The 22,958-nt window shown below is 47.7% G+C and carries 23 protein-coding genes; all 23 read left to right on the top strand.

Annotated features, from left to right (window positions below; all coding sequences use genetic code 11):
* Positions 1-40 precede the first annotated feature (40 nt).
* Positions 41-1,150 carry a peptide chain release factor 2 gene (gene prfB / locus HMPREF9069_RS06985; RefSeq protein WP_021626517.1) on the top strand — a complete coding sequence of 370 codons (1,110 nt, stop codon included), beginning with the start codon at positions 41-43 and terminating at the stop codon, positions 1,148-1,150.
* Positions 1,147-2,040 carry a YitT family protein gene (locus tag HMPREF9069_RS06980; RefSeq protein WP_021626516.1) on the top strand — a complete coding sequence of 298 codons (894 nt, stop codon included), beginning with the start codon at positions 1,147-1,149 and terminating at the stop codon, positions 2,038-2,040. The genes prfB and HMPREF9069_RS06980 overlap by 4 nt, the downstream gene beginning before the upstream one ends.
* Before the next feature lie 147 nt (positions 2,041-2,187).
* Positions 2,188-2,871: a transaldolase family protein gene (locus tag HMPREF9069_RS06975; RefSeq protein ID WP_021626515.1), complete on the top strand. Its 684-nt coding sequence runs from the start codon at positions 2,188-2,190 to the stop codon at positions 2,869-2,871.
* A gap of 40 nt (positions 2,872-2,911) precedes the next feature.
* Positions 2,912-3,742, top strand: coding sequence for a transketolase (locus tag HMPREF9069_RS06970; protein ID WP_021626514.1), 831 nt, complete (start codon positions 2,912-2,914; stop codon positions 3,740-3,742).
* Complete coding sequence (locus HMPREF9069_RS06965) at positions 3,739-4,680, top strand: transketolase family protein (protein ID WP_021626513.1); 942 nt, start codon at positions 3,739-3,741, stop codon at positions 4,678-4,680. Before HMPREF9069_RS06970 ends, HMPREF9069_RS06965 begins: the two co-directional genes overlap by 4 nt.
* Before the next feature lie 437 nt (positions 4,681-5,117).
* Complete coding sequence (ftsE, locus tag HMPREF9069_RS06960; protein ID WP_035438758.1) at positions 5,118-6,221, top strand: cell division ATP-binding protein FtsE; 1,104 nt, start codon at positions 5,118-5,120, stop codon at positions 6,219-6,221.
* The gene (locus tag HMPREF9069_RS06955) at positions 6,214-7,146 is read left to right on the top strand and encodes a permease-like cell division protein FtsX (RefSeq protein WP_021626510.1); all 933 of its coding nucleotides are present in this window, start codon (positions 6,214-6,216) and stop codon (positions 7,144-7,146) included. The genes ftsE and HMPREF9069_RS06955 overlap by 8 nt, the downstream gene beginning before the upstream one ends.
* 48 nt (positions 7,147-7,194) lie before the next feature.
* Positions 7,195-9,222 (top strand): ribonuclease R, encoded by a 2,028-nt coding sequence (rnr, locus tag HMPREF9069_RS06950; RefSeq protein WP_035438755.1) that lies wholly within the window; start codon positions 7,195-7,197, stop codon positions 9,220-9,222.
* A gap of 52 nt (positions 9,223-9,274) precedes the next feature.
* Positions 9,275-10,120, top strand: a complete 846-nt coding sequence (locus HMPREF9069_RS06945; RefSeq protein WP_035438753.1) for a hypothetical protein — start codon at positions 9,275-9,277, stop codon at positions 10,118-10,120.
* 4 nt (positions 10,121-10,124) lie between these two features.
* A complete protein-coding gene (gene smpB, locus HMPREF9069_RS06940) occupies positions 10,125-10,607 on the top strand; it encodes an SsrA-binding protein SmpB (protein WP_035438751.1) in 483 nt (160 codons plus the stop codon).
* Positions 10,608-10,801: 194 nt separating this feature from the next.
* The gene (locus HMPREF9069_RS06935; RefSeq protein WP_021626506.1) at positions 10,802-11,602 is read left to right on the top strand and encodes a GntR family transcriptional regulator; all 801 of its coding nucleotides are present in this window, start codon (positions 10,802-10,804) and stop codon (positions 11,600-11,602) included.
* An 80-nt stretch (positions 11,603-11,682) separates the two neighbouring features.
* Complete coding sequence (locus tag HMPREF9069_RS06930) at positions 11,683-12,888, top strand: BMP family lipoprotein (protein ID WP_021626505.1); 1,206 nt, start codon at positions 11,683-11,685, stop codon at positions 12,886-12,888.
* A 105-nt stretch (positions 12,889-12,993) separates the two neighbouring features.
* The gene (locus tag HMPREF9069_RS06925) at positions 12,994-14,556 is read left to right on the top strand and encodes an ABC transporter ATP-binding protein (RefSeq protein ID WP_021626504.1); all 1,563 of its coding nucleotides are present in this window, start codon (positions 12,994-12,996) and stop codon (positions 14,554-14,556) included.
* Positions 14,546-15,661 (top strand): ABC transporter permease, encoded by a 1,116-nt coding sequence (locus HMPREF9069_RS06920; protein ID WP_021626503.1) that lies wholly within the window; start codon positions 14,546-14,548, stop codon positions 15,659-15,661. Before HMPREF9069_RS06925 ends, HMPREF9069_RS06920 begins: the two co-directional genes overlap by 11 nt.
* Position 15,662: 1 nt before the next feature.
* Positions 15,663-16,577 (top strand): ABC transporter permease, encoded by a 915-nt coding sequence (locus tag HMPREF9069_RS06915; RefSeq protein ID WP_021626502.1) that lies wholly within the window; start codon positions 15,663-15,665, stop codon positions 16,575-16,577.
* Positions 16,570-17,178, top strand: a complete 609-nt coding sequence (locus HMPREF9069_RS06910; protein WP_021626501.1) for a cysteine hydrolase family protein — start codon at positions 16,570-16,572, stop codon at positions 17,176-17,178. Before HMPREF9069_RS06915 ends, HMPREF9069_RS06910 begins: the two co-directional genes overlap by 8 nt.
* A complete protein-coding gene (locus tag HMPREF9069_RS06905) occupies positions 17,178-18,170 on the top strand; it encodes a carbohydrate kinase family protein (RefSeq protein ID WP_021626500.1) in 993 nt (330 codons plus the stop codon). Before HMPREF9069_RS06910 ends, HMPREF9069_RS06905 begins: the two co-directional genes overlap by 1 nt.
* Before the next feature lie 12 nt (positions 18,171-18,182).
* Positions 18,183-18,938 (top strand): nucleoside phosphorylase, encoded by a 756-nt coding sequence (locus HMPREF9069_RS06900; RefSeq protein ID WP_021626499.1) that lies wholly within the window; start codon positions 18,183-18,185, stop codon positions 18,936-18,938.
* A gap of 15 nt (positions 18,939-18,953) precedes the next feature.
* Positions 18,954-19,739 carry a BtpA/SgcQ family protein gene (locus HMPREF9069_RS06895; RefSeq protein ID WP_021626498.1) on the top strand — a complete coding sequence of 262 codons (786 nt, stop codon included), beginning with the start codon at positions 18,954-18,956 and terminating at the stop codon, positions 19,737-19,739.
* Positions 19,740-19,795: 56 nt separating this feature from the next.
* A complete protein-coding gene (locus HMPREF9069_RS06890) occupies positions 19,796-20,944 on the top strand; it encodes an iron-containing alcohol dehydrogenase (RefSeq protein WP_021626497.1) in 1,149 nt (382 codons plus the stop codon).
* 14 nt (positions 20,945-20,958) lie between these two features.
* Positions 20,959-21,675 (top strand): tryptophan synthase subunit alpha, encoded by a 717-nt coding sequence (locus HMPREF9069_RS06885; RefSeq protein WP_021626496.1) that lies wholly within the window; start codon positions 20,959-20,961, stop codon positions 21,673-21,675.
* 163 nt (positions 21,676-21,838) lie between these two features.
* On the top strand, positions 21,839-21,979 hold the full coding sequence (locus tag HMPREF9069_RS06880; RefSeq protein WP_035438750.1) for a rubredoxin-like domain-containing protein: 141 nt from the start codon (positions 21,839-21,841) through the stop codon (positions 21,977-21,979).
* A gap of 89 nt (positions 21,980-22,068) precedes the next feature.
* The gene (locus HMPREF9069_RS06875) at positions 22,069-22,662 is read left to right on the top strand and encodes a TMEM175 family protein (RefSeq protein WP_021626494.1); all 594 of its coding nucleotides are present in this window, start codon (positions 22,069-22,071) and stop codon (positions 22,660-22,662) included.
* The last annotated feature ends 296 nt before the right edge of the window (positions 22,663-22,958 follow it).

Raw genomic sequence — 22,958 nt, 5'->3', positions numbered from 1 at the left:
GGCTTGTTTGGCGCTGTGAAAGTTGGGGAGAGGGGCAAAAATGATAGATGCAGCTACGTTAAAAGAGCTTAAAAAACGCCTGGATGATATTGAGGGCTATCTGCATATAGATGAGAGACGCAAGCTTATTAGTGAGCTTGAAGAGCAGAGCGCAGTTCCTGGTTTTTGGGACGATGCAGATACTGCTCGCCAGACCATGGAGCGTTTGACGCAGGCTAAGTCCGATGTCTCTGCTTTACAAGAAGCGCGAAGCCAACTTGACGATGCTGAAGCAGCGCTTGAACTGGGTAGTGAGCTGGAGGATGAAGAGACTCTTGCCGAGGCAGAGCAGCTCGCAGCAGACCTTGCCCACCAACTAGATGAGCTAGAGCTTGCTAGTTGGTTTAGTGATGAGAGAGATCATGGCGACGCTATCGTCTCTATTACCCCTGGTCAAGGTGGTCTTGAGGCGCAAGACTGGTGCCAGATGCTGCTGCATATGTACCTGCGCTATGGTGAGCGCAGGGGTTGGAAGATTACGGTTAACGACGCTCCTTCTGCCGACGTGATAGGCATCAATCACGCGACCTTTACCGTAAGCGGACATAACGCTTACGGGATGCTGCGTGCAGAGCATGGTGTGCACCGTCTGGTACGCATCTCTCCAACTGATGCAAAGAAACGTCGCCAGACTACCTTTGCAGGTGTTGAGGTGTTGCCTGTTTTGCCTGAGGATATTGAGTTTGAAATTGACCCCAACGATCTTCGTATTGATGTGTACCATTCATCGGGCCCTGGTGGTCAGGGAGTCAATACGACCGACTCAGCCGTGCGTATTACCCACCTCCCTACAGGGACGGTAGTTACCTGCCAAAACGAACGTAGTCAGATTCAAAATAAGGCAACTGCAATGGGTATTCTTCGCAGCCGTCTCTATGAGCTTGAACAAGCCAAGCGTGCAGCAGAACTTGATGAGCTGCGTGGTCCCAAGCGCGATATTTCTTTTGGGAATCAGATTCGCAATTATGTCTTGTATCCCTTCCAGCTGGTAAAAGATCCACGCACGGGAGTGGAGACAGGCAACGTAGAAGCAGTATTGGAAGATGGTGATTTGGATCGCTTTATTGTGGGCTACCACAGATGGGCGGTTGGGGGAGGCGAAACCTCATGAGTAGAGTAACAGCACGGACTCCTGTGCCGGTAGCAAAGCTGCTAAAGGATGCAGCCTATATCTTTGTGGGATCGCTGATTTACGCCATCGGTATCGACTGTTTTGAAGTGCCTAATGGTCTTGCCGCAGGTGGTCTTACGGGCGTGGCAACAATTTTTTATGCGATCGCCAAGGACTATGGCATTCACTTGCCCGTGGGTATTCAAACTATCGCAATGAATGTGTTGCTTCTTATCTATGTGGAATTTCGCACGCATGACCGTAGCTATGTAGCTCGCTCGATTGCAGGTATTTTAATCTCGGGTATTCTTACGGACGCCCTGGCGCCTATTTTGCCCAACCTTGCGTCAAATGATTTGTTGCTTGCTTCACTTTGGGGCGGCGTGCTTGTAGGTGCAGGTATTGGCATTGTTTTTCTTTCGGGAGGAAATACCGGAGGCACAGATATTATTGTGCAGATGATCGCCAAACGTACTGGATCGCCTGTAGGCACTGTTGCCATTGCGGTTGATGGTGCCATTATTTTGGCATCGATCCCGGTTTTTTCGCTCAGCAATGCATTGTATGCAACGATTGCGTTGTACATTTCTGGTCAGCTGATGGACATGGTAGTCGATGGTCCGCGTACCGAGCGGGCAGCTTATATCATCTCTGAATACCACGATCGTATTGCCAATGAAATTATGTATAACCTTGGTCGTGGCTGTACCGAGTTGCAAGCACGTGGTGTTTGGAGTGGTACGAGCCGTCCGGTACTTTTGTGCGTTCTTGGTCGTAGTGAGACCATGCGTCTCAAAGATATTGTGGCGCACATTGATCCAGATGCGATTGTTATCATCTCCGAAGTGCACGAAGCATTTGGGCAGGGATTTGGCCGCATAGGGAATTAAGCCTCCCCTTTGCAGAAGCTGCGGGTCAAATGGCCTTCGATGAAGATACTATTGTGGTGCTTTGTAACCATCGCCAGAAATGCTGGCGATGGTAGTACATTTTTGTTTAGTTTTGTTTAGGCAAGATTCCTGTGAAAGGGGACCGCAATGAAGTTTTTCATCGATACCGCAGACCTAGACGAGATCCGTACTGCGGAAAGCTGGGGCGTCCTGTCTGGTGTTACCACCAATCCGAGTCTTTATGCTAAGACTGGTGGCAAGCTCGCTGATTTCCAGGATCACATGGTCAAAATTTGCGAGATTTGTGCCGGCCTTCCTGTTTCGGCAGAGTCTCAGGCAAAGACCACAGAGGACATGATTCGTGAGGGCCGTGAGCTTTCCGCTTTGGCTCCCAATATTGTGGTTAAGCTTCCCATCTGCGAGGAGTCTCTTCCTGCAACTCATGTGCTTGCCTCTGAAGGTGTTCGCATCAATATGACATTGGTGTTCTCACCCACGCAGGCTTTGCTCGCCGCTGCTGCTGGTGCTCGTTACATTTCGCCTTTTGTTGGCCGTTTTGACGATATTGCTGAGGATGGTATCGAGCAGCTGGCCAACGTTGTACAGGTTATCAACAACTACGATTGGTCTGGTAAAAACGTCGACAATCAGGTTGAGATTATTACTGCTTCCGTTCGTACTCCCAACCACATTACCCAGGCAGCCCTTCTTGGTGCCGACATTGCTACGGTGCCTTTTGGTGCCTTGAAGAAGGCTATCAAGCATCCTTTGACCGATCAGGGTCGTGCTAACTTTGACAAGGATTGGCAGAAGGTTTTGGATGCCCAGTAGAATTTGTACGCGCTTCTCTTACGAAGGGATGTGTCCTGAAATGGACAATATCGAGCTCAAGAGGCGTGCAAACGAGATTCGCAAAGGTATCCTGACAGGCGTTCATGCCGCAAAGTCGGGGCACCCTGGTGGATCTCTGTCTGCGACCGAGATTTTTACTTACCTTTACTTTGAAGAAATGCATGTTGACCCTGCAAATCCTGTAGATCCAAAGCGTGATCGCTTGGTGTTGTCCAAAGGTCATTGTGCGCCGGGTCTATACGCTACGTTGGCAGAGAAGGGCTTTTTCCCTAAGGATTGGCTGTTGACGCTACGTCATGTTGGCTCTCGCCTACAAGGTCATCCCAATATGAATGACACGCCAGGTATTGATATGTCGACAGGTTCGCTGGGGCAGGGCATCTCTGTGGCTGTAGGTATGGCTCTGTCTGCTCAGATGTTTGGCGATACCAATCGCGTGTATGCGCTGTTGGGTGACGGCGAAATTGAGGAGGGTCAGGTGTGGGAGGCTGCAATGCTCGCAGGCAACCACAAACTTGATAACCTCTGCGTTATTGTTGATAACAACAATCTGCAGATAGACGGACCTATCACTGAGGTCAATCCAGCTTATCCTATTGATGAAAAGTTCCGCGCATTCAACTTCCATGTAATTAATGTTGCTGATGGCAGTGACTTTGATCAGCTGCGAGCTGCCTTTACTGAGGCTCGTGAGATTCAGGGTATGCCCACCGCAATTATTTGCAAGACGGTCAAGGGCAAAGGCGTTTCCTTTATGGAAGACCAAGTGGGCTGGCATGGTAAGGCTCCCAATGATGAGCAGTACGCCGAGGCTATGGCTGAGCTGACGAAGGCAGGTGAGGAACTGTGAGCGATGTGCAAAAAATTGCTACCCGCGCAAGTTATGGCGCCGCTCTCGTAGAGCTTGGCAACGAACATGACGATCTTGTAGTTCTTGATGCTGACCTTGCAGCGGCTACTCAGACAGGGAAGTTCAAGGCGGCACATCCCGAACGTTTTGTAGATGTGGGTATTGCTGAGGCCAACCTCATTGGTGTTGCCGCGGGCATTGCGACAACAGGGCGCGTACCTTTTGCAAGCACTTTTGCGATGTTTGCAGCTGGTCGTGCGTTTGAACAGATTCGCAACTCTGTGGGATACCCTCATCTCAACGTAAAAATCGGTGCTACGCATGCAGGCATTTCTGTTGGCGAAGATGGAGCTTCTCATCAATGTAATGAGGATATTGCCCTTATGCGCACCATTCCCGGCATGACAGTTGTATGTCCTGCCGACGATGTTGAAGCTCGTGCCTTGGTTAAGGCGGCCTACGAGTTTGTGGGTCCCATGTATATGCGCTTTGGACGTCTTGCAGCTCCTGTGATTCACGATGAGACAACTTATAAGTTTGAATTGGGTCGTGGAATTGTCGAGCGCAAAGGCACAGACGTTACCGTTGTGGCCACTGGACTGATGGTAGGCGAGGCTTTACAAGCGGCAGAGGAACTTGCCAAAGCAGGTATCGATGCCGAGGTTATTAATATTCACACTATCAAACCGCTTGATGAGGAACTCATCGTTTCTTCTGCAAGCAAAACAGGTAAGGTTGTTACGGTAGAAGAGCATTCTATTATTGGCGGTTTGGGTAGTGCGGTATGCGATGCTTTAGCAGAGAAGTGCCCCGTGCCTGTGCGTAAAATTGGCGTGAACGATACCTTTGGTGAGTCTGGCCCTGCTGTGGAACTGCTTGTCAAATATGGTCTAAGCGCCCAGAATATCGTTTCCCAAGTTACTGATTTTCTGAAATAGCTTTGTGTCAAATGTGATACGACAGCCTCCTTCGTATATGACGTGCGGAGGAGGTTTTTTTGTTGCTTTATGTCTTAGGGCCTTGCGAGATAGATGGTTCAAGTCTCGACAGTACATTTCCCAAATGGTTCATACTTCGCAGTCAGATGCAGTAAAAGGGCAGGTCATTTTTTCTCAAAGACCGAAGCATGAACCATCTGGGGAAGAAGAGACCGAAACATGAACCATCTGGGAAGACGTATGCACACGAGGCGGTCTGGGGAAACTTTCTTGGGGCTAAAGGCGAGGAAGAAGAACTACTGCGGTGGTAAATGATGCAGAACTACAAAAGAGCTATGTCGCATCCATATGGACAGATTGCTGTTTGCATGAATTACATGCATTTTTGGTAACATATATCAGTCTGTCCATGTCGCGAACAAAACAAAGGAGATCTTGTGGCTCAACACTTTCGCAGCTCAGAGCGACAGGGGATGACGGACCAAGATGTGACAGCTAACGACGAGAAGGTCGTGTCTGAAGTCACGGACCAGACTCCCGTCGAAGAGGTCACACCAGCCCCTGAGGCCGCTCCCGTAATGGATTCTGTTGCTACTGCTGATACTGGTGTCTTTACAAGCAGTGTGTCTGATGAAGAGGTGTCGGCAGCGTTCGATTCTCTCTCATCTGTATCGTCTCATGCAGCAGAGCCTGAAACTCCTGCCTATAATATGCCTGAGACTACTTCGGCAGTGGCTCCCGTAGCAGTTCCTCAGGTACCCGTTGTCTCGACTGTCGAGACTCCTGCCGCACCTGCTTATAGCGATGCCTTCATAGACTCGCCAGCGGTGCCAAGGAATGGTACGCCTACCATCTCGATGCGTGGCGTCACAATGGTCTACCCTGCCCAGCCTAATAAGCCCGCCCTCGAAGATGTGAGTGTCGATATCTATCCTGGCGAGTTTGTCTTTATTGTTGGACATTCTGGCTCAGGTAAATCCACCTTTATCCGCCTTTTGACCCGCGAGCTTCGCGCTACTCAGGGGCAGGTTTTGGTTGCAGGTCAGGATCTCACCAAGATGCGCAATAGCAAGGTGCCCTATCTGCGTCGTCAGTTGGGCTGTGTTTTCCAGGACTTTAAACTTCTGCCTGATAAGACTACCTACGAAAATGTTGCTTTTGCTCTTGAGTGTATCGGCAAGCCCAAGTCTGTCATTAAAGCTCAGGTGCCCGAGGTGCTCCGACTCGTTGGCCTAGGCGAAAAGATGGATAATTATCCCGATCAGCTTTCTGGTGGCGAGCAGCAACGTGTGGCTGTCGCCCGAGCCATGGTTAATCGTCCGCCGCTTTTGGTTTGCGATGAGCCCACGGGTAATCTTGACCCTGCAATTTCGCTGGGCATCATGAAATTGCTTGACCGTATTAACCGTGCTGGTACCACTGTCGTGATGGCCACTCATGACCGCGAGATGGTCGACTCTATGCGCAAGCGTGTTATCGCGCTTGAGGCAGGTCATGTTGTCCGCGACCAGGAGAGGGGAGGCTACGGTTACTATGTCTAACCTCGGCTATTCCATGCGTGAAGCGGTTAAACATTTCCGCCGCAATTTTGGTACCTGTTTAGGTGCCACTATTACTATCTTTTTATCCCTTTTTGTTATCGGCGCTTTTGTGTTGGGCAGCGCCCTTCTTACAGGTCTCGTTGGTAGCGTTGAGGATCGCGTGACCATTCAAGCTTTCCTGTCTGATGACGCAGTCAACAAAAATCTTGATGAGGTCAAGGCTCTGCAAGCAAAGATTGAGGGCTGGAAAGATGTTGAGCCTCCTGTTGTCTACAAAGACAAGGAGACCGCGCTCAAAGAGTATCGTGAGACCATGAGCAATCGCAACGCTGAAGAAGCAGTTGCTGCCCTAGATGGCATCAATCCTGTGCCCGCATCGCTCGTTATCAAGTTGGATGACCCCGAGGAGGTTAAAAAGGTTGCAGATCAGTTGGCGGCTGATCCTGATTTTGCCAAGCTATGCGATGATGCTAAAGATCCCTCAGCTTCTGTCTTATATGGTCGTGAGACCGTTGAGCGTCTCTTTAGTGTAACGCGTTATATCCGTGTCGCAACTATTGCGCTGGTTGTTCTACTTACCTTTGTCGCCTTTGTCTTTATTAACAACACCATCCGTTTGGCCATCTCTGCGCGTCGTCGTGAGATTGGTATCGAGCGTTTGGTTGGCGCTTCTAATAGCTTCATCCGTGGGCCTTTTGTTGCTGAAGCAGCGTTGGAAGCCTGTCTCGGTGCCGTCTTTGCCATTGTTGCTTTGCACTATGGCAAGGCAGCTCTGCTTCCTCGCCTGTCTGCAGCCATGTCCTTCCTATCTTTCAAAATTGCTCCAAGGATAGTGCTGAGTACCTATGGCGCGCTGTTGATTATGGGTGTGCTGCTTGGCTTGCTGGGTTCTGCAATTGCTATGAGGCGCTATCTTAGGGTTTAGTAGTCGGTTGTGATGTGTTGAGCATCGCGTAGTTCAGAAGAGGGGCATATGTCCCGCAAGAGAACTCATAAAGGCCATCGTCGCAACTCCGGCGGTGGCCTTCACCGTTCCCATCAAACGATTCAGGGGACATTGCATGTGCAACGCAAAGGCGTTGCTACCGTGGATACTGCCGAGGGAAGTTTTGGTGTCGCTCGTGGAGGTATTCATGAAGCGATGGACGGAGACGAAGTTCACGTACTTTTTGTGCAGCGTGGCGGACACGAGCGTCTAGCTGTGGTTTGCGATGTTATTACGCGTGCCCACAGTGAGCTTGTAGGCCAATACGCGCCAGCAGATCCATTAGGAGTGATAACTCCTTTGGATGGTCGTCTGGCACGGGATTTTTTTGTATTGCCAGAAGATAGCTCTGCTATGCGTCTAGGTGTTAAGCCAGGCGATATAGTGCGTGCACGCATTTTGGAATATCCTAGCCGCCGTTCGGCAGGTGTTGTGACGATTGATGAACGTCTAGGTACGAGTTCCGAACTCGATTTGGATATCGAGGCATTGATTGCTTCTTATGGCTTGCCGGGACCTTTTCCGGAAGCAGTGCTTACTGAGGCTAAAGCTTTGAGCTTTGATGCTGAAAAGCTTTTGGCAGAGGATGCGTTGCGATGTGACTTGCGGCACTTACTTGCAGTGACGATTGATCCTAGCGATGCCCGTGACTTTGATGATGCAGTTGGTGCCCGCAGGCTGGATGATGGTGGGTTTGAGCTCGATGTGCATATTGCTGACGTGAGCCATTTTGTACCTTGGGGATCTTCAATTGACATTGAAGCGCGAAGTCGTACTTGTTCGACGTATTTGGTTGATCGCGTTATTCCTATGTTGCCCGAAAAACTCTGCAATGACCTGTGTTCGTTGATGCCTGAGACTGACCGCCTCAGTATGAGTGTGTTAATGCAACTCAATGCCCGCGGTGAGACCATATCTTGTAAGGTGACACCTGCTGTTATCCATTCGTCGGCACGCTTGGATTACGACAGAGTTGATCAATTATTGACAGGAGAAATTGCAGCAATAGACCTACCTTGTGCAGAAAAGCTACAGCAGCCAGTGTCAGAAATGCTGCAAATACTCAACCAAATTGCGGAGCTCAGGCGCGAGATGCGTCAATGTCGTGGTTCAATTGACTTTGAGACAAGCGAATCTAAGGTTCTGCTTGATAAGGCGGGACATGCGATTGGCGTTAAAGTGCGCCGGCGCACCGCTGCAACAAGTCTTATTGAAGAAGCCATGCTTGCAGCTAATGAGGCTGTGGCACAAATGCTTGTACAAGCCCAGCTTCCTGCGGCATTTCGCGTACATGAGGCACCAACGAGTGAGGATCTCAAGGCGACCGTGCCCGTCTTGCGCGAACTGGGTGTGCTCAGCGCAGGAGATGAGTCTGCGTTGGTGGCGGGTAGCCCCCATGCTATTCAGGCGGTACTTGATGCTGCGAGAGATAAACCTTCGGCTCCGCTTGTATCAGCCCTACTGTTGCGTGCTCAAAAGAGAGCAATCTATAGGCCCGAAAATCTAGGCCATTATGCATTGGGTGCCGATGCATATTGTCACTTTACCTCGCCTATCAGGCGCTATCCCGATTTGGTGGTGCATCGGGCACTCAAGGCTTTGCTTGCTAAGCAAATAGAAAGTAGGGGGCAACACCAAATTGCCCAGGCACTGCCCCAAATTTGTCGGAATTGCTCTGACCGTGAGCGTACAGCAGATGCGGCAGGAAAAATGTCGCAAAAGATAAAGATGGCAGAGTACTATTCCGACCATATAGGTGAAGCTTTCTCAGGAGTCATTATGGGCGTTGAACGCTATGGACTCTTTGTGACGCTTGACGATACCTTGGCGGAAGGTCTGTTGCCCGTGCGAGCGCTGGGGACAGAATGGCATCTTTTTGATGATGCGCACATGACGCTGCGGGGAGAGGCAAGCGGTCGTGTGTGGCGTGTGGGGCAACGCGTGGCCGTGCGCGTTGTGCGCACTAATTCTGCACGTGGGCAGATTGATTTTGCCTTGGCAAGCGATGCGTGCTGAAACACTGCGAGTCCAGTCGGGTAGACTGTCCTCACATGATGAGAGGAACAAGATGAACGCACCTACTACATTAGAAGAAGAACTCCTGCGAGCAGAAGGTTTGCTTGTCCAAGGTGAGGCTGAGACTGCTCATGCGTTGTTGGTACGTATGGCTGAAGATGCGGAAAGCTATGTTGATGCTAATTGTGTGACGACTGATGAAGTGCAATGGTTTAGCTTTCCGTCGCTGTTTGAGCGCTTGGCATATCGTCGTGTTGAAGAAGATCCGCGCGAATTGCGTGATGTGGGTGAACCGCTGGAGCACTTGTATGGTGACTTGGGACTTGCTGAAGTGCATCTTGGTGACTACGAAGCGGCGATGCGCGCGCTTACTCAGGCTGTGCGATGGAATCCCATGGGCTGTGAACACAGGCTTAATCTTGCAGATTTACACCGCATAGCAGGGAATATGCAGGAGTATCTGGCGCTGACATATTCGGTATTTGAACGCGCATCTGATGTACAGCATCTTTGCCGTGCGTTTTTGAATTTTGCAAATTGGTTTGCAGAGACGGATAAGCCCCAGGCCGCAGCAGCTGCGCTAAGGGCGGCGCGTCGCTTGGATGCACAAGACGGCTCACTTGCTGCAGCGCTGGAGCAAGCACAAGGTACTGATCGCGATCCCGATACCCTAAGTGATGCTGAGGCGCACAAGCTTTTGGCCGAAGAAGGGCTGCCCGATGGTGCAAATGCAGAGATTGCTATTTGCTTGCTGATGTGTGCAACAGATGCGGCGGATGCTGGCCAGCGTGGGCTTGCAACGCAGTTGACTCTGCGTGCTCGCGACTTGGTGGGTGAAGATGCAGCGATGGCCCTGCTACAGCTTATTCGTGCGGATAATACAGCGGATGAGGTTTAGCAGTATGGCTCAAAAGACAAACAAGCGTGATATAAAACTTATCTCGCGCAATCGTTCTGCTCGACATGAGTATGAAATTGAAGAGACCTGGGAAGCGGGCATTGAGCTTACGGGTACCGAAGTGCGCAGTCTGAGGGAGCGTGCTTGTCAGATTTCGGACTCCTACTGTATTGTCCGCAATAGGCAGCTATGGCTGGTGGGGGTGCATATTCATCCTTTTTCTCATGGTACAGTATGGAATGTTGACCCCGATCGACGCCGGCGTCTGCTCATGCACAAGCATCAGATTAACTACCTTGATGAGAAGCTGCGTATTCGCGGTATGGCTATTGTGCCGTTGCAACTTTATTTTGATGAGCACAATCGCGTAAAGCTTCAAATTGGTCTTGCTCGCGGCAAAAAGCTCTATGACAAGCGTCATGATTTGGCTCAGCGCCAGTCCGACTGCGAGATGCAGCGCGCGCTGAAGGAACGTAGTCGGTATTAGAGGGCATGGCGAGTACGTCATAGATACAAGTAAATGCACAGGTATTGCCGCCTTTTTGTTGGCGGCATTTTTTATACCACTTACCGAGTTGGAGGTGTATGTGAAGAGATAGCCCCTCTATACTTTAACTCATCATGACAACCTAACAACATGATGTCTAGAAGATACAAGATTGACACGTGGGGACGCAAACCATGGACAATGGAAAAGTGGCTACCAAACGGGTACTGAGGAACGGCGCGGTAGTGGTTAACTCTATCCAGTCTCAGCCTTATGTTCCAAAGTATTACACGGTTAAAGAGCGTATCTCTAAGAACATAGCTTCCAATAAATATAGGTCAGGTGATGCAATACCTAGTGAGCATGACTTGATGGAGTACTTTGGAGTTAGTCGAATTACGATTCGTCGCGCAATCGACGATCTTGTCAATGAGGGGCTCCTCTATCGCGTTCAAGGTAAAGGTACCTATGTTAGTGGTGAGAGCTTTAGTGAAGATTTACTTTCGCTTATGAGCTGTACTCAAGATATTCAAAACTTAGGAATGACCCCCACGAGGAAAGTCATATCGAGTTCAATTATTGAGCCAGATGCTGAGCGGCGAGCAGTGTTAAATCTTGGTGATGGCGAGACGGTATTTCGACTGGAACGTGTTTACTATGCGGATGATCTTCCCGTGAACCATACGACCACGTATCTACCTAGCCGTCTTTTTCCTGAAATTGAGTATATTGACTTTTCACAAAGCTCTCTTTATGAGGTACTTCAAAAACGATATGAAGTGCAATTGGTTGAGGCGTTTAGGACAGTACAGGCAGTTAGTGCAAATAATGAAATTGCGCAATACCTGCAAATTTCAAAAGCTTCGCCCGTACTTTTCTTTAGCTGTGTAACTACAGGTGAAGTTCGCGGTCGAAAGATTCCAATTGAGACTTTTGACTGTCATTATCGCAGCGACACATTCAAGTTTTATATCAGACAAGTCGCAGGTAATTAGACAGATATTTTTTGGCAGATGGACATCAAGCGAGATGTCTGGTTTTAAACGATACAAAAAGCAGCGAAAGGAAGAGAGAGATGAGAAAAACTAATGTTAGCAGGCGTTCTTTCTTAGGCGGATCCGTTGCATTGATTGGTCTTGGTCTTGCAGGCTGTGGCTCAAAAGATAATTCCAAGACAAAATCTGGTTCAGCAGCTAAAGCTAGTGACAAGAAAGTAGCCATTGTATGCGATGCGGCAGGAAAGAACGATAACGGCTTTAACCAGCAAGCCATTGAGGCTGCTCAAGCAGTCTGCGATGAGAATGGCTGGGAGCTCAATGTTATTGAGCCTACCAATGGCCTACCCGCAGCTCTTGAGACGTTAGGAGAAGAAGGTTACAACCTCGTCTTTAATATGCAATATGATTTTGAAGCTCTCATTAACGGTACTGGTGGTGCAAGCCCCTTGGCGGAGCAGTATCCAGATACCACGTGGGTGGTATTCAACGATAATCCTAATGTTGATAAATCAGGCAAGCTTATTCATAAGAATGTGATTTCTGTTCTCTTCAATATGAATGAAAATTCTTATCTTGCTGGCGCTCTTGCAGTTTTAGTTAATGAGAACGCAGATAAGATCTTTGCAGGCGGCAATTACAAGTTTACCGCTCCAGACAAAACACGTGCAATGGGCTTCATTGGCGGTACCGAATCTAACGGCATTACAGTATTCTCCTATGGCTTTGTTCAGGGTATGCAGCATGAGGCGGAGAAACTTGGTGTGAAATATGACTATTACACCAAGTATGATGCTGGCTTTACAGATACCGCTGCTGGCTCAACGACAGCGGGTACCTACTATGACAACGGTGCAAATATTGTATTTGTTGCAGCAGGCAGCGTGGGTACGGGTGTGACCTCCAAGGCAAAAGAGGTTGGTAAGTTAGCTATAGAGGTTGACGCCAATAAGGATGAGGATCAGCCTGGTTATATTCTTACGTCTGTGCTGAAGTCAACCAATGTGCCCGCGCAGGCGCTCTGTGAGGCGCTCGGTAATGGCAGTATTGCTGAGGTTGAGCGCGTGCAATATTACAACCTTGAATCTGGTGCAGTTGATCTGACCGATTTTGCAACGATTGAAAAGTCGATTACTTCTGATGAAGGCAAGGCAAAGTGGGAAGAAGCAAAGCAGGAGATTGCAACTTTAAAGAAGCAAATTATTGATGGCGACATTAAGGTTGTAAATGCTCAAGAAGGCGAAACATTTGATCCTGCCACTTGCCCCAACGTGAATATTAAGTAGCTAGCTACCTATAAGAGGGGATGATTGCGCTATTGGCATCCCCTCTTATTTGATGCGCTTTTAAGTCCATGTTTTCCACCTCAACCATACGGAGATGTGTGGAGGATGAATATTATCCAAACAATTGGCTTAACAAAGAAGTTCGGTGACTTTGTTGCTAATGATCACATTGACCTCTCGATCGAAGAGGGAGAAATCCGTTGCATCGTCGGTGAAAACGGTGCAGGCAAATCAACATTGATGAATATGCTCTATGGAATGTTACGTCCTACGAGTGGGACACTTCTGCTTCGCGGTAAAGAAGTTCAGATTGATAGTCCTACCGATGCGATTAACCTGGGTCTCGGCATGGTGCACCAACACTTCAAGCTTGTGCCTAGTCTTACGGTCTATGAGAATATTTTGCTTGGAGCCGAGATTAAGAAATCAGCAAATTCTCCGTTGATTGATACACGAAAAGAAATTGAAGTTGTACGCGCATTGATTGACGATTATGACTTTGAATTGAATCCCGAGGATAAGGTTGAAGACATTTCCGTTGGCGAACGCCAGCGGGTAGAGATTCTCAAAATGTTATATCGCAATGTTGATATCCTTATTTTGGACGAACCAACGGCGGTGCTTACTCCTCAGGAAGTTGACGGACTCTTTGAGAACCTTCGCAAGTTACGTTCTCAGGGCAAAACTATCATCGTAATTACGCACAAGTTGCGTGAGGTTATGGCGTTGTCCGACAACGTCACAGTCATCAAAGCTGGAAAAGTTGTTGGCCAGCTTAAAACAAGCGAGACAAATGAAGCAGAACTTGCCCAACTAATGGTGGGCCGTAAGGTGGCCCATGCGGTTAATGACGGCTCAACCCAAGCACCCTCTGACAAAATTATGTATTACGTCGAAAATCTACGTACGATTGATGGGTATGGCAACGAAGTTCTCTTTGGAGTTTCTTTTGAGGTTCATAAAGGAGAGATTCTTGGCATTGCAGGCGTTGAAGGCAACGGCCAATCTGAATTAGTAAGCCTTTTATCAGGGACGATGGAGGCTATAGCAGGAAAGGTCTTTCTTAAAGGCAATGAGATTACCAATTGGTGGCCTGATCAGCTCCGCCATGTTGGGGTGGGTATCATTCCGGAAGATCGAGGTCTAGAGGGCCTCTGTGGAACAATGAGCATTGCTGATAATGCAATAGCAGGCTATCACGATCGGTCTGAAGTTTGTCATCATGGTTTTTTGGATAGCAGAGCGATTAAGGCAAAGCGCGATCGCCTTCTTGAAGCCTTTGCTGTTCGTACGGGTGACGTTAATGGTGATGTAGGCGCTCTTTCTGGTGGAAATGCGCAAAAACTCATTGTTGCTCGCGAACTCGAAAGTAACCCAGATTTCCTTATTGCATGTCAGCCTACGCGTGGCGTTGATATTGGGTCAGAAGAATTTATCCATGCTAAATTGCTTGATTTTCGTAATGCTGGCCATTCAGTACTGTTGGTGTCTAGCGAGCTTTCTGAGGTGCTAGGTCTTTCGGACAGAGTGCTTGTTATGTATCGCGGAAAAATCGCCGGTGAAGTGGATCCTAAAAAGGTTACGAGTCGAGAGGTAGGCCTGTTGATGGCTGGCATCTCGGTCGAGGAGCAAAAATCAGAAGGAAAGGAGGTAGGCGATGGAGAGTAATAATCTGAAAAAAGCCGTTTTAAACTCAGCCCTTCCTGTTCTATTTGCCCTCATAATCGGTGCAATTATTATTGCTTACATTGGTGAAGACCCCTTGGCTACATATGCCCTTCTTTTTGAGAAATCTCTACTGACACCAAAGGGTTTTATGAACACCTTGCACTATGCAATGCCATTAGTATTGACGGGCCTAGCAATTGCAGTGACATTCAAGGCAAATATATACAACATGGCAGTTGAAGGCTCATGTGTTCTTGGCGGATTCTTTGCGGGAATTGTAGGAGCGAGTCTCTCTGCACGGATGGATGCTCTCTCTATGCAGGCTATCTGCCTTTTTACAGGCATACTTTTTGGTGTTCTCTTTGCCCTGCTTCCTGCAGTACTTAAAGCAGTTTTTCATGTAGATGAGATGGTAGTTACCTTGATGCTCAACTACGCTCTCCAGAAGATTTTGGAGTACTTAGCAACTGGTGTATTTCGCGATACTGCCTCAGGTTATGTGTGCACTCCTACAATTCATGCAAATGCAATGTTCAATCGAATGGGCAATTTTCGCATCACGCCCTTTGTATTTATAGCTTTGGCTGCTTTTATCATCATATATTTGGTGATGAAGCACAGTAAGCTGGGCTATGAAATTACCGCAATGGGGAAGAGCGCGACGTTCTCTGAGGCTATGGGTATGCGCACTACCCGCAAAATAATTATTTTAATGATAATCTCTGGGGCACTTTCAGGTCTTGCGGGTGCCGGCTGGATGATGAGTGAAAAATTCAAGTATACCTTGGACTTTTCAGGTAATCCTGGTCTTGGCTGGGATGGCATGTTGGTATCTCTGCTTGGCGGGCATTCACCTATGGGAATTTTGGTAGCAGCTATTCTTTATGCGGCGCTTAAAACTGGAGCAGATAGCATCAATATTTACTCCGCCGTTCCTAAAGAGATAGTTTCAGTTATTCAAGGTCTGATTATTCTTTTCTTGGCCATTAAGTTTGTTGATGAGCGTTTTGGAGTGAGCGGCAAAATCTCCGAAGCAATATATACATATAAAGCTCGTCACAAACAAACTACTTCTGATCAAACTTCAATCCAAGAGGAGGCCTAGTATGCAGCTCCTCAGTAGCATTCTGTACGACACTATTTACCATAGTGCCCCCATTATTTTGTGCGTTATTGGCGGTGTATTTGCCTTTAAAGCAAATGTACTCAATATTGCGCTCGAAGGAATGATGGGTATTGGCGCATTTTTTTCAGTATATGTGACATTTATTACAGGCAATTTATTATTGGGATTTATTGCTGGGGTAATTGTGGCGTTGCTCTTTGGTGTGATGTTTTCTTTATTTGGAGTGACTTTCAAGGGCAATGTTATTGTTGTAGGCCTTGCACTTAATTTGTTAGCAACAGCAATTGCAAGTTTCATTTTGGTGCAAATGGGCAAGTCAAACCTCACACTTTCTCATTTTAGTGTGGCAGATCTTCAGATTCATATCCCTTATATCGAATCCATACCACTTCTGGGCTCACTTCTTTCTGGGCATCCCTTCTTGACGTATGTTGCATTCATTGGTGTCTGGCTGACATGGATGCTGATGTATCGTACAAAATTTGGTACCTATGTACGTGTTGTCGGTGAGAATGAAGATGCGGCAAAGAGCCTTGGTCTTAAGACAGATTTGTACAAGTGGTGTGCTGTGCTTATTGGGGCGCTTTGCTGTGGTCTTGCAGGCGTTAATCTCTCTACCGAGCGTTTAGGTCTTTATACGAATGGTATGACTGCGGCACGAGGGTTCATTGCAATTGCCGCTATTTATTGTGGCAGAGGCGATCCTTTTATCTCCTCGATCTATGCTGTTCTCTTTGGATTAGCTCGTTCCCTAGCAATTAATTTGGCTGTTTTTGCAGGCCCTGCAGCAGGACTCTTTGATGTTATTCCCTACATCGTGATGGTGGTCGCGCTCTTTGTGGCCTCCGTTAGCCAGCGCCGTCACGTCAAAGTTAGGGGGTTTGCAAATGGCTAGTAAAACAGCCCTTGCGGCGGTCAATGCAAAAAATCATAACCAGACTGCTCTTTTGATTGTAGATATGTTGCGTGACTTTACTAATCCTGAAGGGCTGGTTTATTACCCACAGAATAGGGAAGTGCTCCCTCGTATCGCTGAAGTTCTAAAGAAATTTCATGATAGTAAGAGGTTGGTAATTTTCCTAAGGCATTTTACCCGTGCAAATAAACCCGATGCCAAATCTTCATCCATGCGTCCAAATTCTATTGAGGGTAGTTGGGGTGATGAGATCGATGGCATGCTTAGGGTGGATCCTGAGTGTGATTACATCATCAATAAAAGACGATATAGCGGTTTTTTTGGAACTGATTTGGATTTGGTCTTGCGCGAGCACGGCATAAAAAACCTGGTCATTGTAGGCACCAAGACAAACTGCTGTATTCGAGCTACGGTTACCGACGCGTTCAATCTTAACTACGAACCAATAGTTGTAAGGGAATGCGTAGCAACTAATTCCCAGATAGTAAATGAAGTAAACCTACAAGATATTGATAAATACCTAGGTAGCGTCATTACTCAAGAGGAGCTATTTGAAAAGCTGGAGAGGGGGGAACTGTAATGGCAGGTGATGTTTTGCCAATAGCCACTGAAGTACTGACAAGTGGTTATGTAAGCATGGATCACATGATAAGAGTAAAGACACCTGTGCGCGTTGGATACACTTCCCTCATTTCTAACGCGAGCTGCAACACCATAAATTACGGCGGATGCTCAGTAAATATTGCCTATGCCTTAGCAAAACTCGGTGTTACAGCGGCACCTGTGTTGCGGGTTGGTAATGATTGGGAGAACAATGGTTTTAGGACTTTTCTTGAGAAGGGAAATGTCCGTACACATGCAATTGAAGTTATACCTCATGAAATTACCTCCCTTTCATACATGGTGGAAGACCCAGAAGGGCAACATGTTTGTCTCTTTTATCCGGGCTCAATGGATGCTTCCTATGCTCACAAGTTGCCTGACAAGTTTTTTGAGGGAGTTAGTTTAGCTGTTATTACAGTTGGCTCTCGGCCTGATAATGAAGAATTCTTTCACAAGTGTAAGACGCATAACGTGCCAGTGGTGTTTGGTATGAAGTGTGACTTCGATGCTTTCCCGCAAAGCTTTCTTCTCCAATTACTCAGGGGAAGCCAAGTGATTTTCTCCAATGAAGGCGAGCGCGATTATCTTGTAAATCAGTTTGCTCTAGGGAGTATCGAAGAGCTTTTTGAATATGAAGCAAAAGTCATTGTGACTACAAAAGGGGCGAAGGGCTCTAGCTATGCTGCAAAATTTCCTGATGGAACGATCGAGCGTGGTAGCTTGGGCTGTTGTTCTGTAGATGAAATTGTGGATGCTACAGGTAGTGGCGATGCGTATATGTCGGGATTTATCTATGGCTATCTGCGTGGTTATGACCTCAAGGATTGCTGTGCTTTAGGAGCGACCCTTTCGGCATTCGTACTTGAAAAAGAGGGTTGCTGTGCAGGAGTGCCTGATGAGGTAGCGCTGCTTGAACGCTTTACGGCTTTCCGCAAGTCAATGTCGTTCAATGAAGGCAAGAATAGGTAAAAGAGGTTTCATATGGGAACACTGTATATGGGCGGAGATTCTAGTACGATTGCGCCTACAGTTATTTTTTCAGGCGACCCTTGGCGTGTTGAAGTTGTTAAAGATTATCTTGATAAGCCCAAAAAGGTTGCTTTTAACCGTGAATTTAATACTTATACCGGCAGTTATAAAGGTATGCCCGTAACGGTAACTTCAACTGGTATGGGAGCTCCTACAGCGGCGGTTGCGGTGGAGGAAATGTATGCATCTGGCATGCGCGTGGCCATCCGTATGGGGACTATTATGTCGCTGGATGATGATATGCTTGGCGAATTTTTTGTGCCCGTAGCTGCTATGAGGCGCGAAGCGACAAGCGATACCTATGTGGATAAATCGTTTCCTGCTGTTGCTGACATTGGTCTTATCAACGTGATGAATGAAGTGGTACATGACTATGGTCATCGCAGTAGCAATGGGATTTCATGCTCTATGGATGGCTTTTATACCCAGATGCATGACTCAAAATTTTCGCGTGAGTTTGGCCGCGATATAAGCAAGACCTTTAACGAGCTTCATAACTTGCATGTAGGCGGGGTCGATATGGAAACATCCTGCATGCTTACGGTTTGTCGTCTCATGGGCGTAAAAGCTTGCTCCCTTACTGTGGCAACAGTTCTTGAAAATCTTAAAGATGCACTCCAAGGGAAAGCACGCACCGATGCGGAAGATCTGCTGTGTCGTGTCGCCCTAGAAGGTGCTTACCGTTATAACAAGCGCTTTGGCGCATAGAAGAAAGGACATCTTATGAGTAAAACACTATTCCCGTTAAACGGAAAAACTGCCATTGGAATGGTTCATTGCCTAGCTCTTCCTGGCGCTGCGAATTTTGATGGCAATATGGATAAAGTTGTCATGCAGGCAATTGAGGATGCGCGTACTCTTGAGCGTGCTGGTGCAGATGCAGTTATTGTTGAAAATATGAACGACTTGCCTTTGCCAGCAGAGCTTAACAAAGTGGAGGTTGCTGCACTTGCAGCTGTCACTTCTTTGGTCCGTCATGCAGTGTCTATTCCCGTAGGAGTTGATGCAGCTTTCTCCGATGGTGAAGCCGCAGTTGCGGTTGCCGTGAGCGCTGGGGCACAGTTTGTGCGCTGCCCAGTCTTTGTTGATACGGTAGTCAACTTTTGCGGAACGATTGGTCCGTCTGCCCAAATCGTTATGCAGACAAAGGCTCGCCTGCATGCTGAGGATATTTTTGTTTTGGCAGATATCCAAGTGAAGCACTCACGCATGTTGTTGCCCGAGATCTCTATCGAGGAATCTGCAGCTAATGCGGTTGCCTGCGGAGCTGATGGCATTGTTGTTACAGGTTTGACGACGGGCATGGCGACTCCTATGGAGCTCGTCACGCGAGTAAAAGATGTAGTGCAAGTTCCTGTTTTTGTGGGCTCAGGCGTTACCGCCAAGTCCATTGCAAATCAATTGTCTATCGCAGATGGTGCCATTATCGGCACAAATACTAAACCTGGCGGTGTGTTATCGGCACCCGTTGACTATGACCTTGCATACGAGCTTTTTTCAAGTCGCTAGGAACAAAGTTGAGTTTGTAAGCAGTGACATAGCACTGTAAGAACGGAGAGAAGAATATGATGCGTCCCATGAAGCTTGCGGGAAGTGAGCTTATGTTTGGCAAGGGAAGCCTTGAATACATCAAGACTTCCGTATATTGCAAGCGAGCAATCATCGTCATTGGTGGTAAGAGTGTTGAGAAAAATGGAACTCTTGCAAAAGTGGAAGAGTATTTTCACGCTAATGGCGCTCAAACTACGGTCTTTAAAGGTGTTGAGCCAGATCCTCATTTTGCGACTGTTAAAGCTGGCGCGAGTGTAATGGCTGAATGGCAGCCAGACTTAATTTGCGCGTTGGGGGGTGGCTCAGTAATGGATGCTGCAAAGACGATGTGGGTTATGTACGAGCATCCAGAACTTGATACGCTCGACAAAATATTGAGTACCAAGCCATTGCCCAAACTGCGTGCGAAGGCACGTTTTATGTGCATTCCTTCTACCAGCGGCACCGCAAGTGAAGTCTCTCGTTCAGTGGTAATTTCTGATGACGAAACAGGTCATAAGCACGGCCTTGGCGATATGGAAATGATGCCAGATATCGCAATTGTTGATCCTCTGGTGTCCTGCTCAATGCCCGCACATGTTACTGCGGAAACTGGTATGGATGCGTTGACCCATGCAATCGAGGCGCTCGTTTCTAATCGCGCCAATTATGTGTCCAATATTCTGGCGATAGCTGCTGCAAAAGATATCGTTACGTGGCTTCCCAAGGCCTATGCCGATGGCAATAATATGGAAGCTCGCGAAATGATGGCAAATGCTTCTATGACGGCAGGGCTCGCTTTTACTAATGTCTCTCTCGGCATTGACCATTCGATGGCACAAACCATTGCAGGGTTTTTCCCCATGGCTCATGGTCGTATTTGTGCAATCTTGCTTCCTTATACCATTGAATGGAATAGCCAAGATTTAAGAGCAAAGCAAATCTATACCGATTTTGCTGCTCTAATTGGCACTGATAACCTTGCACAGTATGTGCGTGAGCTGAATGTAGCGGTTGGCATTCCTAATTGCATTCGTAAAATTGTGCCTGATAGAGATGCCTTTATGGCAGTTCTTGACGAGATGGCACGTCTGTCTCTTGCCGATGGTTGCACCAAGACCAATCCCATTATCCCAACGATTCCTCAATTTGCCGAGCTTATAGAAAAAGCTTATCTTGGCTAGAGAAGAGGAAAAAGATGAAATTGATTTGTTATTTCTCGGGTGGATACCCCGATTTTGAGAGTGCGGATCGATTAGCTCACGCATATGCTGATGCGGGCGTAGATACCCTTGAGATTGATTTTCCTTCTCGTAATCCCTTTGTAGATGCTCCGTATATTCAGCAACGTATGAAAAAAGCTCTTGAGCATTGTGACGATCTGGATAAGTATCTTGAAGCCGTTGCTCAAATTAAGAGTGAACTGCCAGATAACACTATTTTGCTGACTATTTATGAAAGCAGCATTTTGGAAATTGGCGTTGAAAAATTCTGCGCGTTCTGCCGTGAGAATGATTTGCTTGATGTTATCGTTACTGGTCTTACAGGCAGTGATGTAAAAGACGCTCTGATTGCAGGTGGCATACGTGTTAGCTGCTATGTTCCCTTTGATTTGCCAGAGACTGATGTTGAGTTAGCGCTTTCATCAAATGGTTTTTGCTATCTTCAGGCAGTTCCCACACAAGCTCAGACCAATGCAAAACACCCCGATCTTGCATCTTGTATCAACTATCTGAGGAGCCGCGGCTTAAAGAATCCGATATATTGCGGCGTGGGCGTACACAGTCCAAAAGAAGCAAAAATGGTACGCGATGCTGGTGCGGACGGTGTGTTTGTGGGAAGTGCTGTTCTCAAACTAACTGATGATTTGCCAGCAATGACTGAGTTGATTGGAAAATTCAAGGCAGTTTGTTAATTACATCTACCAAACCATTTTCTTTGTGGGATGTGGTGTGCGCTGAAGGAACGTAGTCGGTATTAGAGGGTGGGAACATTTTTGGTCTGTGTTTAAGAATTGCTCATACGTGGTATCCTACCTGCAAGCGCAAGGTGCGCTAACCGTCAAGAGAGGAGCCATTATGGCTGACGAGAAGACCTACACGTTCCGCTGCACCGTCTGTGGCTATGAAGTTACCATCGATACCCCCGAGCTGCCTGAGGACTATATCTGCCCCGTCTGCGGTGTCGGCGCTGATATGTTCGAGCTGGTTGAGGACTAGTACTTCTTACAATGTGTACGGTAGAGGCGGCCCTACGGGGTCGCCTTTTTTCAATACGGGTGGTTATGATTTTGGCGGCGGTGTGACGCATGACAACAGATAGACTTGAAGCTTTCTCTGATGGCTGCATTGCAATTTTTATTACGATTACTCTGCTGACACTTCAACTGCCAGCAGGAGATACTTATGCTGCTCTATTGGTGCAGGCTCCTGCTTTTTTCTGTTATGCATTGAGCTTCATTGTGATTGGCATCTATTGGGGCAACCACCATCATCTGATTCATACCATCGAACAAGTCTCTGCAAAGATCATGTGGGCAAATTTAGCATGGCTTTTCGCACTGAGTATGGTGAGTTTTGCGACGGGTTGGATGGCATTCCATATGCTGGCTCCACAGACGGTGTCATTTTATGGTGTCATTTTGCTGGCATGTAACCGGACCTATGTTTACCTTGAGCACTGTGTGGTTGAACGCGAACGTGAAGAGGTAAAGCAACGCGGCGCAATGTGTAGCCTTGATGACAAGCTGGGCGAACGCATCAAGGAGCGTGTCGCAATGTGTCTCTATGTGTGCGGCGCCGTGGTAGCGCTTTGGCTTCCTTGGGTTGCCATGCTTTTTTACTTTACGATCAACGTTATCTGGTTTGTACCCGACCGTCGCATTGGCTCCACCGCGGAATAGAATTTTGCAGCTGTTTGGCGTGCAATTGCCTTCCTTTTCCCATGGACGGTTCAGCAGGCATCCTCTTGCTCGCAGGCGGTTCACAATGCATCCTTTTGCCCACATCGGGTTCAAGAAGCACCCCCAGCAAAAAATTTATCTGCGAAACGCCAGAGCGCAGCGACGCTTTTGAACCTTCTGTGGGAAATCGACTACAACGGGTTCACAATACACCCTTTTGCTTACATCAGGTTCAATAAGCACCCTTGCGGAAATTTTTACCAGCAGTTTTGTGGCGTGTAAGGTACGGTTTTGAA

The sequence above is a fragment of the Atopobium sp. oral taxon 810 str. F0209 genome, from assembly GCF_000466405.1.
Taxonomy (GTDB): Bacteria; Actinomycetota; Coriobacteriia; order Coriobacteriales; family Atopobiaceae; genus Olegusella.
This window is presented reverse-complemented; position numbering and strand designations above follow the sequence as displayed.

What these genes read in the sequence shown, in the direction of transcription:
- prfB (WP_021626517.1), top strand. Translation starts at nt 41, where the DNA reads ATGATAGATGCAGCTACGTTAAAAGAGCTTAAAAAACGCCTGGATGAT.
- HMPREF9069_RS06980 (WP_021626516.1), top strand. Translation starts at nt 1,147, where the DNA reads ATGAGTAGAGTAACAGCACGGACTCCTGTGCCGGTAGCAAAGCTGCTA.
- HMPREF9069_RS06975 (WP_021626515.1), top strand. Translation starts at nt 2,188, where the DNA reads ATGAAGTTTTTCATCGATACCGCAGACCTAGACGAGATCCGTACTGCG.
- HMPREF9069_RS06970 (WP_021626514.1), top strand. Translation starts at nt 2,912, where the DNA reads ATGGACAATATCGAGCTCAAGAGGCGTGCAAACGAGATTCGCAAAGGT.
- HMPREF9069_RS06955 (WP_021626510.1), top strand. Translation starts at nt 6,214, where the DNA reads ATGTCTAACCTCGGCTATTCCATGCGTGAAGCGGTTAAACATTTCCGC.
- rnr (WP_035438755.1), top strand. Translation starts at nt 7,195, where the DNA reads ATGTCCCGCAAGAGAACTCATAAAGGCCATCGTCGCAACTCCGGCGGT.
- HMPREF9069_RS06945 (WP_035438753.1), top strand. Translation starts at nt 9,275, where the DNA reads ATGAACGCACCTACTACATTAGAAGAAGAACTCCTGCGAGCAGAAGGT.
- smpB (WP_035438751.1), top strand. Translation starts at nt 10,125, where the DNA reads ATGGCTCAAAAGACAAACAAGCGTGATATAAAACTTATCTCGCGCAAT.
- HMPREF9069_RS06935 (WP_021626506.1), top strand. Translation starts at nt 10,802, where the DNA reads ATGGACAATGGAAAAGTGGCTACCAAACGGGTACTGAGGAACGGCGCG.
- HMPREF9069_RS06930 (WP_021626505.1), top strand. Translation starts at nt 11,683, where the DNA reads ATGAGAAAAACTAATGTTAGCAGGCGTTCTTTCTTAGGCGGATCCGTT.
- HMPREF9069_RS06925 (WP_021626504.1), top strand. Translation starts at nt 12,994, where the DNA reads ATGAATATTATCCAAACAATTGGCTTAACAAAGAAGTTCGGTGACTTT.
- HMPREF9069_RS06920 (WP_021626503.1), top strand. Translation starts at nt 14,546, where the DNA reads ATGGAGAGTAATAATCTGAAAAAAGCCGTTTTAAACTCAGCCCTTCCT.
- HMPREF9069_RS06915 (WP_021626502.1), top strand. Translation starts at nt 15,663, where the DNA reads ATGCAGCTCCTCAGTAGCATTCTGTACGACACTATTTACCATAGTGCC.
- HMPREF9069_RS06910 (WP_021626501.1), top strand. Translation starts at nt 16,570, where the DNA reads ATGGCTAGTAAAACAGCCCTTGCGGCGGTCAATGCAAAAAATCATAAC.
- HMPREF9069_RS06905 (WP_021626500.1), top strand. Translation starts at nt 17,178, where the DNA reads ATGGCAGGTGATGTTTTGCCAATAGCCACTGAAGTACTGACAAGTGGT.
- HMPREF9069_RS06900 (WP_021626499.1), top strand. Translation starts at nt 18,183, where the DNA reads ATGGGAACACTGTATATGGGCGGAGATTCTAGTACGATTGCGCCTACA.
- HMPREF9069_RS06895 (WP_021626498.1), top strand. Translation starts at nt 18,954, where the DNA reads ATGAGTAAAACACTATTCCCGTTAAACGGAAAAACTGCCATTGGAATG.
- HMPREF9069_RS06890 (WP_021626497.1), top strand. Translation starts at nt 19,796, where the DNA reads ATGATGCGTCCCATGAAGCTTGCGGGAAGTGAGCTTATGTTTGGCAAG.
- HMPREF9069_RS06885 (WP_021626496.1), top strand. Translation starts at nt 20,959, where the DNA reads ATGAAATTGATTTGTTATTTCTCGGGTGGATACCCCGATTTTGAGAGT.
- HMPREF9069_RS06880 (WP_035438750.1), top strand. Translation starts at nt 21,839, where the DNA reads ATGGCTGACGAGAAGACCTACACGTTCCGCTGCACCGTCTGTGGCTAT.
- HMPREF9069_RS06875 (WP_021626494.1), top strand. Translation starts at nt 22,069, where the DNA reads ATGACAACAGATAGACTTGAAGCTTTCTCTGATGGCTGCATTGCAATT.